The 17202-nt window shown below is 68.9% G+C and carries 12 protein-coding genes, 1 tRNA gene and 1 pseudogene; 4 read left to right on the forward strand and 10 right to left on the reverse strand.

The window, feature by feature from the left end:
* Positions 1-308: 308 nt before the first annotated feature.
* The 3 genes from J7E97_RS22090 to J7E97_RS22100 form a co-directional block, all read right to left on the reverse strand.
* Positions 309-716, reverse strand: coding sequence for a single-stranded DNA-binding protein (locus J7E97_RS22090; RefSeq protein WP_215030064.1), 408 nt, complete (start codon positions 714-716; stop codon positions 309-311).
* Positions 717-853: 137 nt separating this feature from the next.
* Complete coding sequence (locus J7E97_RS22095; RefSeq protein ID WP_215030065.1) at positions 854-2680, reverse strand: GTPase; 1827 nt, start codon at positions 2678-2680, stop codon at positions 854-856.
* A gap of 4 nt (positions 2681-2684) precedes the next feature.
* Complete coding sequence (locus J7E97_RS22100; RefSeq protein ID WP_215030067.1) at positions 2685-4304, reverse strand: dynamin family protein; 1620 nt, start codon at positions 4302-4304, stop codon at positions 2685-2687.
* A 333-nt stretch (positions 4305-4637) separates the two neighbouring features.
* Between J7E97_RS22100 and J7E97_RS22105 the strand changes: the two genes are divergently transcribed.
* Positions 4638-4710, forward strand: a tRNA-Arg gene (locus J7E97_RS22105).
* A 62-nt stretch (positions 4711-4772) separates the two neighbouring features.
* On the opposite strand, the gene J7E97_RS22110 is transcribed toward J7E97_RS22105, so the two are convergent.
* From J7E97_RS22110 to J7E97_RS22135, 6 genes and pseudogenes are all read right to left on the reverse strand, one after another.
* A complete protein-coding gene (locus tag J7E97_RS22110; RefSeq protein WP_251054949.1) occupies positions 4773-5840 on the reverse strand; it encodes a tyrosine-type recombinase/integrase in 1068 nt (355 codons plus the stop codon).
* A 391-nt stretch (positions 5841-6231) separates the two neighbouring features.
* Positions 6232-6669: an NUDIX domain-containing protein gene (locus J7E97_RS22115; protein WP_215030071.1), complete on the reverse strand. Its 438-nt coding sequence runs from the start codon at positions 6667-6669 to the stop codon at positions 6232-6234.
* 181 nt (positions 6670-6850) lie between these two features.
* Positions 6851-7555, reverse strand: a pseudogene (locus J7E97_RS22120) (SDR family NAD(P)-dependent oxidoreductase); the annotation flags it as partial.
* Complete coding sequence (locus J7E97_RS22125) at positions 7461-8531, reverse strand: hypothetical protein (protein ID WP_215030073.1); 1071 nt, start codon at positions 8529-8531, stop codon at positions 7461-7463. The pseudogene J7E97_RS22120 and the gene J7E97_RS22125, both read right to left, overlap by 95 nt.
* A gap of 50 nt (positions 8532-8581) precedes the next feature.
* Entirely contained in the window at positions 8582-10483 is a 1902-nt protein-coding gene (locus J7E97_RS22130; RefSeq protein WP_215030076.1) for a nucleotidyltransferase domain-containing protein, read from the reverse strand.
* Between the two features lie 125 nt (positions 10484-10608).
* Positions 10609-10794, reverse strand: coding sequence for a hypothetical protein (locus J7E97_RS22135; RefSeq protein WP_215030079.1), 186 nt, complete (start codon positions 10792-10794; stop codon positions 10609-10611).
* A 564-nt stretch (positions 10795-11358) separates the two neighbouring features.
* On the opposite strand from J7E97_RS22135, the gene J7E97_RS22140 reads away from it, so the two are divergent.
* A complete protein-coding gene (locus J7E97_RS22140; RefSeq protein ID WP_215030082.1) occupies positions 11359-12384 on the forward strand; it encodes a tetratricopeptide repeat protein in 1026 nt (341 codons plus the stop codon).
* Between the two features lie 234 nt (positions 12385-12618).
* Here the strand turns inward: J7E97_RS22140 and J7E97_RS37070 are convergent, their stop codons facing one another.
* Positions 12619-13368: an SAVMC3_10250 family protein gene (locus J7E97_RS37070; protein WP_374224208.1), complete on the reverse strand. Its 750-nt coding sequence runs from the start codon at positions 13366-13368 to the stop codon at positions 12619-12621.
* A 174-nt stretch (positions 13369-13542) separates the two neighbouring features.
* Between J7E97_RS37070 and J7E97_RS22145 the strand changes: the two genes are divergently transcribed.
* Together J7E97_RS22145 and J7E97_RS22150 are read left to right on the forward strand one after the other, a co-directional pair.
* The gene (locus J7E97_RS22145; RefSeq protein WP_215030085.1) at positions 13543-15345 is read left to right on the forward strand and encodes a hypothetical protein; all 1803 of its coding nucleotides are present in this window, start codon (positions 13543-13545) and stop codon (positions 15343-15345) included.
* 44 nt (positions 15346-15389) lie between these two features.
* Complete coding sequence (locus J7E97_RS22150) at positions 15390-16559, forward strand: serine/threonine-protein kinase (RefSeq protein ID WP_215030088.1); 1170 nt, start codon at positions 15390-15392, stop codon at positions 16557-16559.
* Positions 16560-17202: the final 643 nt, after the last annotated feature.

Below are 17202 nucleotides of genomic sequence, written 5' to 3' on the forward strand. Positions count from 1 at the left end.
GGCGAGCAGCGCCACCGCGACCGGGCGCCGCGCGGAGCCCCGTAGGGCCGCGGCGACCGCGGAGCGCGCGGGGCCCGAACCGGTGCCGGGTCCCTGATCGCCGGCCCGTGGAAGAGAGGGAGCCGGGCCGGGGACAGAGCGGTGGTCCGCAGCGCGGCCCGCAACACGATCCGGAGCGGGATCCGGAGCGGGAGCGTGAGCAGTAACAGGAGTGGAGGATGCGGGAACGGCAATCGACACAGTCTTCCCCTTCGGGCCGAAGGCCCAGGTGCCCGTGAGTACCGGGGAATCCTAGCCGCCTCGAACACTCAGACCACCGCCGCCTTCTGATTGACCATCAGCGGGGTGTCCGTCCTGACGACCCGCCGGAAGGCGGCCGTACCCCGGTTCAGGTCGTGCCCGATGGAGGTCGCGTCGATCTCCGCCGAAAACCACCGGTTCCCCTCGGCATCGGGCGGCGCCTCGCGCACCCGCAGCCGGCCGTGGACCACCAGGGGTTCGCCGACGGAAACCGATCCGGCGAGGTTCACGGCGAGGCCGCGCCGGGCCCACACGGTGTAGAAGCTGGTGGCCCCGTCCGCCCAGGCCTCCTTCTTCCGGTCGTAGTACCGCGGAGTGACGGCGAAGCGGAACCTGGCCGCCGGGCCGTTCGCGGTCTCCTTGTAGTCGATCTGGGTGGCCACGTACCCCACCAGCGTCACCTGGGTGTCGTTCATCCCGGCCGTCCTCCCGGGGTCCCGGCCGCGCGCTCGGCAACGCGCCGCCCCGACCCGCATTCCGTACCCGCCCGGACGGTCCGGGCGGAGTACGACCATGCTGCCCCGGTTCGCCGGAAGCCGTCGGGGCCTGTGGATTACTGACGGGCTGTGGAAAACTTCGCCACCGTCGCGTACTGCTCGCGCACCTCCCGGTAGCGCAGCAGCTCCGCCGCCACCGGCTCCAGCACCCGGGCCCGGCCGCAGCCGGCCGCCGCCTGCCGCAGCCGCCGCTCCGCGTCCTGCCCGTACCTCCTGGCCGGGCCGCGGGCCCCGATCGAGCAGGCCCACTCGACCAGCGGCCCGCCGACGATGCCCGCCACCATCAGCAGCACCGGCGGCATCAGGCTCGGTTCCACGACGCCGACGATCTGCCCGGCCAGCCACAGCCCGCCGTAGATCTGGAGCAGGGTCATGGCCGCCTGCGCGAGCACCGCCGCCGGCCACCACGAGGGCCGTGGCGGTCTGGCGCTGGGCACCGAGACCGCCGCGCCGAGGGTCACCGCGATCTCGTCCAGTGCTTCCGGGAGTCCTTCGGCGCCGCGGACCGCGGTCTCCCGTACCGCTTGGGCCCACGGGTCGGGCAGGCCGCGGACCGCTTCGTCGGCCACGGTCCGCACCGCCTGTTCCACGCGCTGGCGGGCCGTCACCTCCTCCTCGACCGGCGGCTCGCCGGCCGTGGAGGACCGGCCGATCGCCGCCAGCGCGGCGAGGCCGGCCAGCGAGCGCGGGGCGCGCCGGCTCTCGTACCACCGCCACAGGCGCAGCCACGGGGTCCCGCACGCCTTTCCGGCGTTGCGCCGCCAGGCCCGCTCGGCGGCCAGGCCCGCGGCGTACGCCCCGACGGCCTCGGCGAGCCGGTCCTCGAACTCGGCCCGTGCCGTTTCCCCGATCTCCGGCCCGGCGTGGCCGTCGGACACGTAGAGCGGCCGCAGGCGCGCGGCGGCCTTGTCCACGTCGGCGGAGATCCGCCGGGTGGCGGCTCCCTTCTCCTGGGTGAACTGTCCGAGCATCTCGCGCAGTTCCCCGACGCCCTCACCCGTAAGAGCGGACAGCCCGAGGACGGTGGCCCCGGGCTCGCCGTGCTCGCCGAGCGCGATCCCGTCGTCATCGAGGAGCCGGCGCAGGTCGTCCAGTACGAGATCGGCGGACTCGCCGGGCAGCCGGTCCACCTGGTTCAGCACGACGAAGGTCACCTCGGCGTGACCGGCCAGCGGCCGCAGGTACCGCTCGTGCAGCACGGCGTCCGCGTACTTCTCCGGGTCCACCACCCACACGACCGCGTCGACCAGCGCCAGTACGCGGTCCACGTGGTCGCGGTGGGCGCCGACGGCCGAGTCCAGGTCGGGCAGGTCGACGAGGACCATGCCGCGCAGCGCCTCGCATTCCGAGGTCTCGCGGGGCCGGCGCCGCAGACGTCCGGGGATCTCCAGGCGGTCCAGCAGTCCGGCGGCCCCGTCCGACCAGCTGCACGCGATGGGGGCTGCGGTCGTCGGCCTGCGCAGCCCGGTCTCGGAAATCTGCACTCCGGCGAGTGAATTGAACAGCGTGGACTTGCCGCTCCCGGTGGCACCGGCGATGGCGACGACGGTGTGCTGCGCGGAGAGCCCGCGCCGCGCCGCCGCCTCGTCCAGGATCCGTCCGGCTTCGGCGAGGGTCTTGCCGTCGAGGATCCGGGTGCGGGACAGCCCGATGAGCTGGCGCAGCGCATCGAGGCGCACGCGCAGTGCCTGCGCCTCGGGGCTGAGCGGGGGCGAGGGGGACTTGCCGCCGTCGCTCCCGGCGCCGGAAACCGCCCGTACGAGTGCTTCGTCGCCCTCCTCGTCGCCGGTCGCGGGCCAGTCGTCGTCGGCGACCCGGGGGCGCGAGCGTGCGATGAGCCCGTCGTCCCAGCGGTCGTCGGCCCGGTCGGTCAAGGCGTTCACCGCGTCACCTCTCCTTCTGCAGTACGGACAGTGCGGCGATCAGCTCGGCCTGGGGTTCCGGGCTCACTTCGAGGGCCTCGATGGGGGCGAGGCGGCGGTCGCGTTCGGCGCGCAGCACCTGGTCGAGGTGTTCGCCGACCAGTTCCCCGCCCCGGTCGCGCAGTCGTACGGCGGCCTGTACGCCGATCCGTTCGGCGAGCTTCTCCCCCGCCGGACGGGCCCGCTTGCCGCCCAGCAGGGCGGCGACGAGCAGGGCGGCGACCCCGTCGGGGTCGGGTGCGGGTTGCTTGTCGAGCCGCGCGACCTCTTCCTCGGCGAGTTCCTCCAGGACCCGCCGCCAGCGCCGTACGGCCATGCCGATGCGTTCCGCCGCTTCGCGGTCGGGGCCCGGCAGGACCACGGCGCCGGCGGCGGGTTCGCGCCTCCAGGCGTCGGCGATCCGCTCGTCGGCGGCGGCGACGGCGCACTGGAGGAGGGCGGCGAGGGATTCCGCGAGCGAGTCGAGCAGTTCGTCGGCGCTCGTGTCGAGGGGGTAGCCGCGCCAGCGGGTGAGCGCGTCCCCGGCGAGTACGGCGCCCCGGTCGAGCCGGTTGCGGACCCGCTTGCCCTCCCTCCTGTACGCGTCTTCGACGGCCGATGTCAGCCGTACGGCGGCGGCGTGCTGGGCGGCGACGGCCGAGGCGAGCTCGGGCATCCGGCGCCCGAGGGAGTCGAGCGCGCCGAGCGCGGTGCGCCCGACGGCGTACTGACGGGCCGCCGGATCCTGCGCGTGGTGGGCGAGCCAGGCGAAGAGGGGCGCGACGGCGCTGGCGGGCAGGAGCCCGCCCCCGCCGGCCGATTCGGGCAGTTCGGGGACCGTGAACCGCGGTACGTCGCCCAGCCCGGCCCGCGTGAGCAGGGCCCCGTACTGCCGGGAGACCTCCGTGAGCACCTGGTGCGGGACCCGGTCGAGGACGGTGACGAGCGTTGCCTTGTACTGCTTGGCCGCGCGCAGGAGGTGCCAGGGCACGGCGTCGGCGTAGCGGGAGGCGGTGGTGACCATGACCCAGACGTCGGCGGCGCAGATGAGCTCGGCGGCGAGTGTCCGGTTGTCGACCACGAGGGAGTCGATGTCGGGGGCGTCGAGGATGGCGAGGCCGCGCGGAAGCGTGGCGACGGTCTCGATCCGTAGTTCGCGGGTGGCGTGCCCGTGGAGCTTGTCGCCCGGTCGGTGGAGGGTCTTTCGGGCGGCCGCCGGGGCGTCCTCGTCGGTTTCCGGGGCCCAGACCCGCATCAGGTCGGGGAGCACCCGCATCCCGGCGAACCAGTGATGGTCATCCGGATGGCAGACGAGAACGGGGATCCGTGTCGTGGGCCGGAGCACTCCGGCTTCACTCACTTGGCGCCCTACGAGGGAGTTGACGAGGGTGGACTTACCGGCTCCGGTGGACCCGCCGACGACGGCGAGCAGCGGCGCCTCCGGCGCCTTCAGCCGGGGTACGAGGTAGTCGTCGAGCTGCGCGAGCAGCTCGGCTCTGGTTTGGCGGGCGCGGGGGGCGCCGGGCAGGGGCAGCGGCAGACGCACGGACGCGACCCGGTCGCGCAGGGCGGACAGGGCATCGAGCAGCTGAGGCCGAACATCCAAGGTCACCACATGCGAAGAATGCCCAATTTAGGACCATTTTTGAAGCTTATACGTCCTCTGCGCGCCGACCGCTACTCCACTGGTACATCCTGGACAGAGCGGACGAGTGGGGCGCAGGCATAACGAGTGCACAACACCCAGGGCGCCACGGCGCAAAAGCGATGCGCGAATCGCACCTGCCTGCGATTATCGGGACCGCTTCACCGAACCTCCACATCGTGGCACGCGGGTGAAGCAACCGGGACAAGGCGAACGGAGCCCTATCCTTGACCCGGCACGGACCACAGTCCCACCCCCAACCCCGGGGCTCCAGGCCACCACGGCCACCTTCCGGCCCCCGTAGCTCAGTGGATAGAGCAGGTGCCTTCTAAGCACTTGGCCGCAGGTTCGAGTCCTGCCGGGGGCACTCTCCATGTCCTACCCCCAAGCCCTCCCTCGCGGAGGGCTTACTTGCAGGTCAGCGGTATTTTAGCGCGAGCGCCGTAGCGGCGAGGTAAGCCCCTGCACCGTCCCTGGCGGCGGGGTCGACAGTCCGGCTGGACCCGGCTTCGGACGGCTCTTGGCGGCTGTTCTTCCCGAAACCTTCCCGAAATTCTGCCGCGACCGGTCCGCCGACGGGGCCACGGCAGGCAGCTCCTGCGGGCCCTCGATGCGCTTCTGAAGATCGGCCAGTTGACCAGTCACACATCGGGCATAAGTAGCGAGCAAGACAGGGACACTGTTGCCCGCCCATGCAGCCACCTGGGCTGGCGGGACTCCGTTGTTCAGCCAGGTCGTCAGGCAGGTATGCCGCAGGTCGTACACGCGCTTACCGACGGGCGATGCGTACTCGTGTTCGTCGAGCACGGCTTCCCGAGCCTTGCTCCAGACGCGCCGGAAGACGGACCCGGCGAGCAGCCCGCCCTTCTCTCCGGGGAACAGGAGGTCGCCGGGCTTGAGCTCGTCACGCGCTACGAGCTCGCGCAGGATCGCGACCAGCGCGGGATGGGCCGGCACCGGACGGGTATCGCCGACGGCCCGGCCCTTCAGATGACGGCTCTCGTGGACCTCGCCGTCGTCCGTCCACTGACTGCCGACCTCGGGCTCCGCCGCGTGGGCAAGCAGCTCACCCCAGCCGTTCTCCGGAAGCGTCGCATCGGCGACGCGGAGTGCGACGGCCTCTTCCGGGCGCAGGCCCGCGTAATAGAGCGTGGCAAAGAAGGCCCGGAGCCGGTATCCGGTACGGGGGCGTCCGCCGATCCAGTCGAGGAGTCGGGCGACCTGCTCGGTGTTGAGCAGCGAGCGCTTGTCGATCGCGTCCGCCGCCTTGGGCGCGGGACCGGGGACCGAGGACCCATTGGGGACCGAGTCGGGAGCCTGTGACCACGTCGGGGACCAGCCCCGGGGGGTCAGCCGCCGGAACCCCACACTGCCCTTGTCGCTGGCACACCTCGGAGACCCAGCACCCACCGCGCCCAGGCAATAACCACCCACGAGCCAGCCGTACCACACAAACCCGCCATCCACCGCGCCGCACAGCCAGCGGCGCCTGCCCAAGAGAAGGACGGCCCATGCACGACCAGGACGACCTCGACAATCTGCCCGGCGAGCAGCAAGCATCCACAACCTCAGCCAACAGCGGAGCAAGTTGGGACGGAAGCATAGCTTCCGTCGAACCCGCCCCCGAGGGGGCAGGAGAGGACCTGCACCAGGGGGCGCAGATCCTTTCAGCCTCGGCCGGGGGCGGATCGAGGCCAGAGCAGGAGGAGAAGCCGTCTGAACGCTGCTGCCGCTGAGGACACCGCCCTTACTCACACCTCTCGCCACGCAGCAAAGCCGACCGCCATCGAGTCCCCTTCCCCGCCACCTCGCACGTCTCCTGAGCAACGCGACCGGGGCTAACGCAATTCGGCGTTGGCCCCGGTGGCATACCTACACAGCCATACAGCTAGACCACAGCCCCGTCCCCGAGGGTGCCAGCCGCGAGTGCGCCCCGCAGAACATAGACGATCTCCTCCGGCTTGAGGTCGATACCGGCGAGCCCCTCCGCCGTCAGCGGGATCTCCTCCAACGCGTACTCGCCCCGGCCTTCGGCGCTGAACTCGGGTCCGGTGCGGTCCTCGAAGGACCACGTTGCGATGCGAGCGAGGTAGAAGAGCTGGCGCTCGTCGTCGGACTCCATCGTGTGGAGGAGTCGGACGATGTCGGCCTTCCCGGCGATCTCCTCGTGGATCTCCCGGTGGAGAGCTGCCTCCCGGGACTCGTCGCTCTCCTCGACGCCTCCGCCGGGCAGCACCCAGTACACGGGGGCTCCGGGCTTGGTTCGGCGGATGACCAGCATCGTGTCGTCCTTGGTGACGAGTACGGCGCGGACGCGTTCGATCATGTCGGTCTGTCTCCTTGCTTGTTGGCGGTCTCAGTGCAGCAGCCAGCCGCCGTCGACGTGGACGGATTGCCCGGTGATGAACGACGCGGACGGGCCTACGAGAAACGCGACCAGGGCGGGGCCTGCCGCGGCGCGGGACGCACTGGCGTTGGATCTGGTCTTCGGGGCGGGCGCGGTGGTGGGCGGGTATTACGGTCTCGGCCTCGACCTGGATGGCTCCGGGCAGGACGGTGTTGACGCAGATGCCGTACGGGCCGAGCTCGCGGGCCAGGGAGCGGGTCAGGCCCAGGAGGCCGGCCTTGGCGGTGCTGTAGGCGACGAGGTTGGTGCGGCCGGCGCGGGCGTTGACGCTGCCAATGTTCACGATGCGGCCCCAGCGGCGTTCGATCATGCCGGGTGTCAGCGCGTGGCAGGTGCGGTAGTGGGCGGTGAGGTTGACGTCGAGGGAGTAGTTCCAGGCGGCTTCATCGGTGTCCTGCCAGGGGACGCGGGGGTAGGAGCCGGCGTTGTTCACAAGGATATCGACGGGGCCGATCTCGGCGCGGACGAGGTCGGCCATGGTCTGCACGGCGCCGGGATCGGTCAGGTCGGCGTTCACCGCGATGCCGGGGCTTCCGTCGCGTTCGAAGGCGCCGAGGAGGGCGTGGGCGTCGGGGTCCTGGCCGAGGTGATTGACCGCGACGGTGGCTCCGGCGGCGGCGAGGGCCCGCCCAATCTCGGCACCGATGCCCGTGGCGCCGCCGGTGACGAGGGCGGTGCGGCCCTGGAGGGGGCGGGCCAGGAGAGGGGTCTCAAGCAGGGGCAGGGAGATCGTGACTCCGTTCGGTGGGGCCGGGGTGGGGAGCCGGTGCGGTGGAGAAGAACGCGTCGAGGCTGGTCGCGGGATCCTGACTCTCGGCGAGCTTGATGAGGATGAGCAGGAAGTCGTGGCCGGTCAGCCGGGTGGATGGGATGACGCCGAGGATGCGCAGGGCCAGAAAGGCGTGGAGTTCGTCCATGCCGATGCCGCCGTCGTCGCTGCCGCAGAGTCCGGACAGGGCTCCGGTGATGGCCTCTCGGCGGCCGAGGCCGACGTTCCAGGAGTATCGGACGTCGATGTGCCGTGCCTTCGGGTGGAGTTCGAGGTGGTCGATGCGTGGCCGGGTCTGGGTCGGCAGGGCCAGGCGGAGGGTGCGGGCGAAGACGTCGGTCTGGTAGCGAGGGACGAGCCAGCCGCCCAAGGCCATCAGGTACCAGAGGAGGTTCGCGGCTTCGCCTGCGGCGGTATTGCGTCCGGCGAACTCGAAGTCGAGCCAGCACAGCGGGTCGGCGATGTTGGGCTCCGTGGGGTCGCCCTGGGTCAGCCCCGCCAGCCAGCACCGGTCAAGGGCCAGAACGTGGCGGACGCTGTCGATGACCGCGCCGACGTCCAGGGTCAGCGCCCGTCCGTTGGCCGTGACGGTGTAGCCGGCCAGCTCGCTGAGGGTGAGGACCACCTCGGTGTGGGGCAGGGCGATGGGCAGGTCCCGTTGCAGGTACCAGCGGTCGAGTCGGCCACCGGGCCTGATCCGGTCGAGGTAGAGGTCCGGTACGCAGTCGGCCAGCGGCACGCGCTTCCCGGTCTCCTCGGCCGCCGCCCGCAGGTCGGCGCAGACGCCATCCACCAGGCGGTTCAGGCGGGGCAGCACGGCCGGGTCCCGGTCGGCCAGGGCGATGACGTCGCCCATCAGCAGTCCGCACCGGCCGCTGGCGAAGACGTCCTCGTAGGCGAGGAGCTGCCTGTCCGGCAGCAGGATCTGCCCGTGGAGCGCCGGGACCGCGATACGACGAACAAGCTGAGCCCAGCCCTTCGCCTCGGTGGCAGCATTCTCTCGGCTTGCCACCGCCTTGTGGAAGCTGGCTCCTGGGGCCAAGGGCAACCGGCCGCCCCCACTCACCGGGTCGTCCCCGGGAGCGTGTCCAGCCAGCTCTGGAGGACCAAGGCCGCGAGCGTCTCGGCGTCGCAGCGCTCGGTGCGGGCGGTGGTGACCAGGTTCATGCCCTGCCGCTTGGCGCCGAGGAGCACGGTGAGGGCGTCGCCGTCGGAGGGGCACTCGATCCCGGTGAAGCGGAGCTGGATCTTCGCGAGCAGCGCGGTGACCTTGTAGAGGTCGCGGAGGTCGGGTGCCCCCTTGAGGAGCTGGCGTCGGATCTCGATGGCTGCCTGGATGCCGTCGCGCAGGCTCACGTCGATGTCGGTGGCCGCGTCGGGCGCGGGCAGGGTCAGGCCGGGGGCTGACCACAGCGGGACCAGCGCGCCACTACCGATGAGCGCGAGGACGTGGAGAAGCCGAGAGGTCACGGCGCCGGCCCGGCACTCGGCTCGGGTCAGCACGGTCAGGCCGAGCTTGACCCCGCCGAGTTCGGCCTCCAGTTCCGCGAGGATCTGCCGCATCCCGTCGAGGGACGAGGCATCGGCTACGACGAACACGTCGAGGTCGCTCCAGCCGTGCTGGTACTTGCCCCGGGCGCCGCTGCCGGTGACGGCCAGCAGCTCGATCAGTGGACGCGCTCCGGTGGTGCGGTCGAGGAACGCGGCCAGGTACGACTCCAGGTGCACGGGGAGTCCGAGCGCGTTGACCGGCATGGTGCTGGGCTGGTGCTCCGGCCAGCGGCGGTCGAGCGCGATGCGGTCCAGGCGGCGTTCCAGTTCCAGCCGCGGCCCGTCGTTCCCGATGACCTCGTGGGCGATAGAGGCGATCTTGTCCGCGCCCCGTGCGCTCTTGACGACGTCGCGGTCGGCGACGTCTTGGGGCCCGGCGAGACCCCGCCGTGTGCGGGTGGCCTCGCACACGTCCAGATAGGCGATGGTGAGCTGGGATCCGAGCATCCGGGCGAGTTCAACGGTCGAGTCGAAGTCGTGCAGCGACTCGATGGTGACGGAGTCGAGGAAATGGTGGGCCTGGCAGTACCGGTCCAGCGCGTCCACGATCAGCTCGGCCTGCACGACGGAGCCCAGCCGATAGGGGTCGGAGATGCCGGCCCGCCCGGCCGCGTCCTCGATGAGGTGACCGATCTTGAGACGGGCGTGCCCGTGATGCGTACGCAGGTACTCGCCGGCCGTGCTCTTGCCGCTCTCCGATCCCAGCGCGGTGACGTGCACGCCGGACAGGGCCCGGCTGGGCACGCTCGGATGCAGGGGCGCCAAGAGCTGGCGAACCTCGTCCTGAATGGCGATGGTCGGCCGGTCACCGATGCGGATCGACATCGGGAAGCGGCCGTCGGCGACGAGTCGGCCGATCTGCTCGTGCAGGTGTCGCTGGTAGCCCGCGTAGGTGTCGGTGACGGTCACCTCGTGGGCGAGGCTCCGGCGGGTGCCTTCCTCGGGGTTGTCACAGTGCAGGAGAACGAGGGCGTACTCTCCCTCCTCGGCCGCCCGCAGATCGGCCTCGTACGGGGCCAGCAGAAGGCGGGCACGGTCGGCGGCCTCGGCGGTGCCGAGGTCCTCCCGTACGGCGACCGTCGCGGCGACGGAGGCCTCCAGCATGGGAATGCCCCGGTCCAGTAGACGTACCTGCGCGGAGAAGGCTCGGCGGGAACGCTCAAGGTAGGAGGTGGCAAGGACGTCGGCAACCTCCTGGACCGCGCCGGTCTCGAACCACCAGCGGGCCATGCCCTCAGCCTTGATCGTCGCCCAGCGCGGGTCGTAGTGGTCGAGCGGGCCGGCGGACGTGGCGGCCAGGCCCATGCGCCGGGCGAGGATTCCGATCTGCTTGGTCTTCCCCGTGTTGTCGGGACCGCTGAACGCGACCGAGACGGGGAGGGGGTGCGTGTCGCTGCTGTGCTGGCTGGACATCGGCTTCCCTTCACTGGTGATGCGGAGCACGTACGCCGACGAGGCAGTGCGCAGAGCCTGCGCGTCGACGGGAGAGCAGTTGGGCTCCGGCCCCGGCCGGGGAGGACAGGCCGGGGCCGGAGGGTCTATCCGGCGCTGTCGGCCGGCGAGATGTCGTCGACGCTGAGCGCCGGATGCGCCAACGGCGTCTGCGCGGAGGAGTACTCGGCCTGGGCCATGCCTCCGACCACCGCGAGTCCGGCCGCCGTACCGAGCGCCCACACCCAGCTCAGGACCGTCCCCAGCGGGTCGGCTAACGGAGCCCGGCTCACCGACCCACCTCGCGGACGGCGGGGTGCCGGTCGGCACCAGCCACTCGGGAAGTCGGGATCGTGCGGGTCCGTGCGCTGTCCGCGGCCATCGCCACCATCGGTTCCTCTCATCAGTCTGAGCAGGCGCCAACAGGCCCTGAACAGTGACTGTTCGAGCCATTTGGAGATCTGCGGGGTGATGTTCAGTCAACGGCGGTCCGCCCTCGCAGGACAGGGCTCAGGATGTAGTCCTGCGTAATCCCGCGTAATCCAGGTGGGGAGGGCGACGGGGTGCCGAGGAACCCGGCCGTCGCGGATCTGATCAAGCAGGCGTGCCAGGAACGAGGCTGGGGACCTTCGGAGTTGGCGCGCGCCCTTGGCCTGGCAGAAAGTGGTGATCCGAGGCGACTGCAGCGCCAGCACGCCCGGCGGTGGATCGAGGGAGAACGGACTCCCGACCACTGGTGGCCCTACATCGCACAGGTGCTGGGGCTGGACCCCGAGGCGATCAACCTTCCGGAGCCCATGCCGTCGGCACTCCCCGCCGATACCGTTGCATCAGTCCTGCACCTGGGAAGGAGCGACGTGGAACGTCGGGAGTTCATCCTCGCCTCCAGCGGATACGCGCTGTCCACACTCGGCCTGCCCGACATGGACAGCATCACCCGCCGGACCAAGACCGCCCTCCCCGGAGCCGGCCGCGTCGGCCAGGGCGAGGTCGCCGCCGTACGCCACATGGTCAAAGCCCTCGGCGACTCCGCCTCCGAACTCGGCGGAGGCCACGCCCGCCACCTGGCCGTCCGCTACCTCACCCAGGACGTCGCCCCCTGGCTCGAAGGACGCTTCACCGAGGCCACCGGCCGCGACCTGTTCGCCGCCACCTCCCAGCTCGTCCACCTCGCCGGCTGGATGGCCCAGGACGAAGGTGATACCCCCGAACTGCGCGGACTCGCCCAGCGCTACTACGCGCACTCCTTCCGCCTGGCCGCCGAAGCCGGCGACCCCGAGCTGTCCGCCACAGCCCTCCGGGGCCTCGCCGTACAGTGCGTCGACCTCGGCTTCCGCGCCGAAGCCGTCCAGCTCGGCGAAGCGTGCGTCGACTACGGCCGCTACTTCGACAACACCCGCGCCGTCGCCTACTACGAAGCCACCCTCGCCAACGCAGCCGCCCAGGACGACGACCGCCGCATGGCCACCAAGCACCTCGCCATCTCCGAGACCGCCATCGCCAAACCGGCAGCCGCGGCCGGAGACTCCTGGGCCGCGCACTACTCCCCCGGCCGCTGGGCCCACGAGTCCGGCATGATCCTCTCCCGCCTCGGCGACCTCGACGCTGCCGAAGAGCACCTCCACCTCGCCCTGGACATCCACGGCCTCGACCGGCGCCGCACCCGCGCCATCGTCCTCGCCGACCTCGGCGGCGTCCGCCTCCGCCAAGGCGACGTCGACGGCGCCATGGCCACCTGGCGCAACTTCCTCGACTGCGCCGACGGCATCCGCTCGGTTAAGGTGCAGGCCGCCCTCCAGGACATGCGCGTACGCCTGCGCCGGTACAGCGGAGTTCCGGAAGCCCAGGACCTCCGCGAGCGGGCAGCCCGCGTGACGGACTAGCAGACACCCGAGAGCCCCGCGCCACCACTCTGTGCTCAGGGCGCGCTCCTGCCTTCGACCCGCTACGCCTGCGCCCGCCCTATGGGCGAGTAGGCCCCAGGGCGTGAGTCGGGCTCTACGAGCCCGCCGCTTCCATCACTCACCACCATGTCTCCGGCGGGGCCCTCCAGCTCTCGGATAGCAGGGGCAAGGGTGGCGGGGACCGGCCCGTGGGGAGGTGGCGGAGAACCAAAGTCACTCAGGCGCTTGCGGAGAGTCGACTACCGCGTACTCCACAACGAGGGGGCTCGCCACTACACAGCGAGGACTGACAGGAGTACTCGGAAGCACCCCCGTAATACGTGCGTAGCCGGTCATCATCGCGGACATGTCGATGCCACCGTCCTCGTCGTCCAGCGCTTCGAGCAACTCCTGCACGCCCCGGCCGTGAAGGCGCACGGCCGTTCGGGGCGGCGTCGCCTCCGTTGCAAGAGGGTCACGGAGCCTGGACAGTGTGTCCACGACCTGCCCGGCCCTGGTGACGAAGGCAGTTCCCAGGCTGGAAGCCGAGTTCTCTGCCTCCAATGCAGGACCATCTACCGACATTGGGGTCCACCCTCTGAGGTGCCGGACCGATCCATGCATGATCAAACGGGATCCACCATCATCCTCACGCCCCGCTCCCCTTCCGCTTGCGGAGTCAACGAACAGCACGAGATCCCGATGAGCACCGCTGAGCGTCACGCAACGAAGCGGTGCCTCGAACTGGACCCATTGGCCAGGACTCAGGCCAGGAGCCGCGTACCAATCCGCCACAAGGCCAACATGCTTATAGACGTCGCGCAGGTGACGTAACTGGCCTTGTTCCGAGTCGGGCGCAGGCGCATCCATATCGATTCCGCCAAACGGCGAGGTCACGCGGAGAGCGCCGGTGCGGGGGACGCGACGAGGCTCAGGCACAAACTGTCGAAGCTTGCTCTCCGACAAGTAGACGATCTCACGCAAGGGGCGCCCCGTCCGCTCGGGTGGTCAGGTGACAAGGTCATACTGCCACCCCCTACTGACCGTGGCCGAAATATCTCAATGCTCGAACAGAACAAGCCAGTTGCCTCCCAGGAGGACATGCCGGGTCGACAATGAGAGCACGCACTGCACGCGGCGATGACATCGGGGGATGCCATGGAAGACTCGCTTGAGCCGGGCTCGGCACTACGTCGACTCACCGAGCGAATCGAGCACATGGAGACGGGTCAAGGGCGCCACGGGGACAAGCTCGACAGCTTCAGGGATGGGCTGCACGGCGTAGAAGAGGACGTCGTAAAGCTCAGCGACGAGGTCACCCATGTGCGCCAGGAGATCGCAGGGCTGGAGAGCGCGGTCACCGACACACGCCAGACCCTTGACACCTTCATCGAGCAGTACGGGCGCGACCGAGAGGTCTCCAAGGCCCAGGCGGAACTATCTCGCCTGACTACCGAGTGGCACGCCACCTTCGCACAGCGCAAGCAGACTCGCGCGCTTGCCCGTGGCCTGGTACACACGCTCACCGCGCAGGCCGTCTACAGGAACGTGGTGAACACAGCGACCGTACGGGCAAGCTCCGAGGAGCGACTGCTCCTCGAACCGACTTATTGGCTTGCTCCTGCCACCATGGCGGTTGCGGCCAAGTTCCGCAACGAGGAGGAGCAGGGCGAGCGCGCTCGGGCTCACGCCTGCGCCTTGGATGCTGCCAAGGCCAACCTCTTCTTCTCGTTGACATGTTCGCGCCTCGGCGACGATACGGAAGCCGCTGCGTGGATGGACCTCTACCTCCAGTCGCTCGATCCCAACGAGCTAGGCCAGGACTTCCTCGTCGTCCTGGACGCAATCGCCGGCAAGGAACTGGGCGCGAAAGCACTTGGGTACACCCAGCAGGCCATGGCGCGATGGAACAGAGGCAACTCGGCTCTCTCAACCAGTGGGTACACAGCGTCCAAGGTGCGTGGTGGCGCCCACCTGGAATCGCGGCTGCTGGACCTACGCAGTCGTCTCACCGAGAGTCGGTACAAGGCCCTCCGCGAGACGTGTGGAGACCAATGGGAAGGACTTCGGAACGGCTGGGAGCTCTCAACTGTGGCCGACAGGACGCTGTCTCACCTTGATGAGATGTTTCCCGATGGATTCGACGAGGCTGACACTGTCGACACACCGGTCAGAAGCGGCGTCCATGTGGAGAGCGCCCTGGAGCGCCTGATCGATCAGCTCGAGCCAGACGAGGGAGACATGCGCGAGAAGATGCGCCGCCTTGAGCGCGTCATCGAGTACGGAGGAGACCTTGGGGCAGCAGGCAGGGCGCACGATTCATCACTCGCCCTTGACACTGCGCCGGTCGCGCTCATGACACTCCTCGATCAGGCCGTATTCGAACCGGAGCAAGTGCGACTCGGCCAATCGGCTCGCCGCATGGCGTTGCATGCGATCTGGCCCAGCCTGGAGGAAGCCGCTCAGCGTGTCGTCACCACCTCCCGTGATCGCCTTCCCCGCCATATCACGTTGACCGTTGGAGCCTGGTCCTACTCCGTCCCGACAGACCCGCGGCTGATGGTGGAGCCGGACCGGGTTGTCGCAGAACTCGCCTTGCGCATCGAGCAACAGACTCAAGGCCAATCGGACGCCGTGGTACGCAGATGGCCTCGCGTGATCGCCGCCCTGACGATCGGTGCCCTCACCGGGGCGCTGCTGACACCGTTCGTTGACGTCACAGCACGGTGGATCTTCGGTCTGCTCACGATCGGCATGTTCTCTTGGGCAAGTTGGGAGATGTGGAGTATCCCGCTCCGCAAGAAGCGCGTGCGTTATCAGGGAGTCCGACTACGCCACGAGGCCGTCACGAAGATGGCGAAGGCCCTAAGCCAATGCGAGGACTTCTTCGAGGACTGGCGTGATGCACTGGACAGGCTCGATTTCCTAATCCAATGGGGAGGCACTCACAAGCGAGACTGATCGCAGGGTAGGCCGATCCGACCAGAGAAAGAAAAAACAACCATATGGACACCTCCAAGCTGATCGGCGGCCGTTTCAAAATACAAGATAGTCCGGTCAGTGGCGCCATGGGCGATGTGTGGCCAGCCGAGGACACGAAGCTGGGCCGCACCGTGGCCCTGAAGTTCCTTGCTCGACAACGCCTCCGCCAGCAGGGTGCCCTTACGGAATTTACTGATTGGACGGTGAAAAGGTTCGGGCAGGAGGGGGTTGCCATGGCTCGGATCAGCCACCCTCACGTCGCTCACATCTATGACAGTGGCGAGCACGATGGCGAGCTCTACATCGTCATGGAATACATCCAGGGTAAATCGCTGGCCAGCCATTTGAAGGAGGGACCTACACTCCCGATTGAACGAACCGTGCGATGGACACGCGAGATGTGCGAGGGCCTGCACGCTGCACACCTACGCAAGGTGCTTCACCATGACATAAAACCCGACAACATTATGATCACTAACGGGGGTGAAGTAAAAATCGTGGATTTCGGGCTTGCATCCTTCGCCGATGTCACCCAATCCCACACAGGTGTGGGCACCGCATTGTACAAGGCGCCAGAGAGGTGGAGGGGCATCCCGGGCAGCGTGCGCAGCGACGTGTACTCCGTGGGCTGCGTCCTGTACGAAATGCTGGCCGGACGCCCGCCCTTCGGCACTCCCCAGGATGACCCTATGACGGTGGGTCGGATGCACCACGATAATTCACTGGCACCACCAAGCGCCCACCGTCCAGGCGTCCCTGAGGAACTCGATTTTATCGTACGGATTATGTTGGCCAAGGATCCTGGAGATCGCCCACGAAACGCCGAAACGGTCGCCATGGTCATGGCCAATATCCAGGACTCTCTAGGAACTGAAGACGCGGCCGTCGTGAGCGAACAGGCGCACACGCCTGGCGCCATGCACAGCAACATGGCCCATTCAGAGCGCATGCAGGCATTCGATCGCCGCATCTTCGAATTGGAACTGCGGTTCGGACCGGAAAGTCAGGAAGCACTCGGGGCGCGCATAGAGCATGCAGAACTCACTGGCCAGGCAGGGGATACGCGTGGGGCCGCCGCCCTGTACAACCGCCTCGGCCGTGACTGTCAGGACTTCTTCGGTCCCTACGACACGCGGGTGCTCAACGCCTTCGAAGGTGTAGCCCGGTGGATCGCAAGATCGAGCGCAAGATGACCAGCTGGCGAGGGTGCTGAAGAAAAACTAAGAGGGTCCAGCGGCAAGGCGCCCCCGAAACGACACAGTCGACGGCCTTCCCATTACTCCAGCTCGCGCCTAGCTCGCCGATCACACATGAAGGCCGTGATCTTCGGCTGCTCCCGTCAGCCCAGCCATGCCCCGGACGCCAAAGCCGCACAGGCCGCTTGAGGAGAATCCTCGACATCCAGCGATGCCGGCCACGCAATCAAGACGGCCTAGGTGCGTGCCGCTACGTGCCAGTAGGGGCGGTAAACAGCGGCATCCAAGGGGCGCCGCAGGTCAGCCAGAACAAGACTACAGATGGTATTTTCCACAGGTCAGAGCCTGTCTGCATGCCCAAGTGCCGGGTGATTCCCAAGCTCATGGCGCGGGTTCGACGAGACCACCCATGGCGGCCCGCTGCCGGAGATGACGGGCCCCGTCGCATGGTCATCCAGCAGAACAAAACCAGGCACAGCAACTGAGCCATGAGGCACCCCACTCTCGCTTGGAGGGCCTTGGTAGACGGCAACCGCCACCCGACAATGGACCGGCTGCTTCGGAGCCCGTCCTCTCGGCGAGACATAGTTCGGGCGTTCATTCGTCACAGACCGGTCACAGCACCCACACAGCCACCCGA

The organism is Streptomyces sp. ISL-66, assembly GCF_018614135.1.
GTDB lineage: Bacteria > Actinomycetota > Actinomycetes > Streptomycetales > Streptomycetaceae > Streptomyces.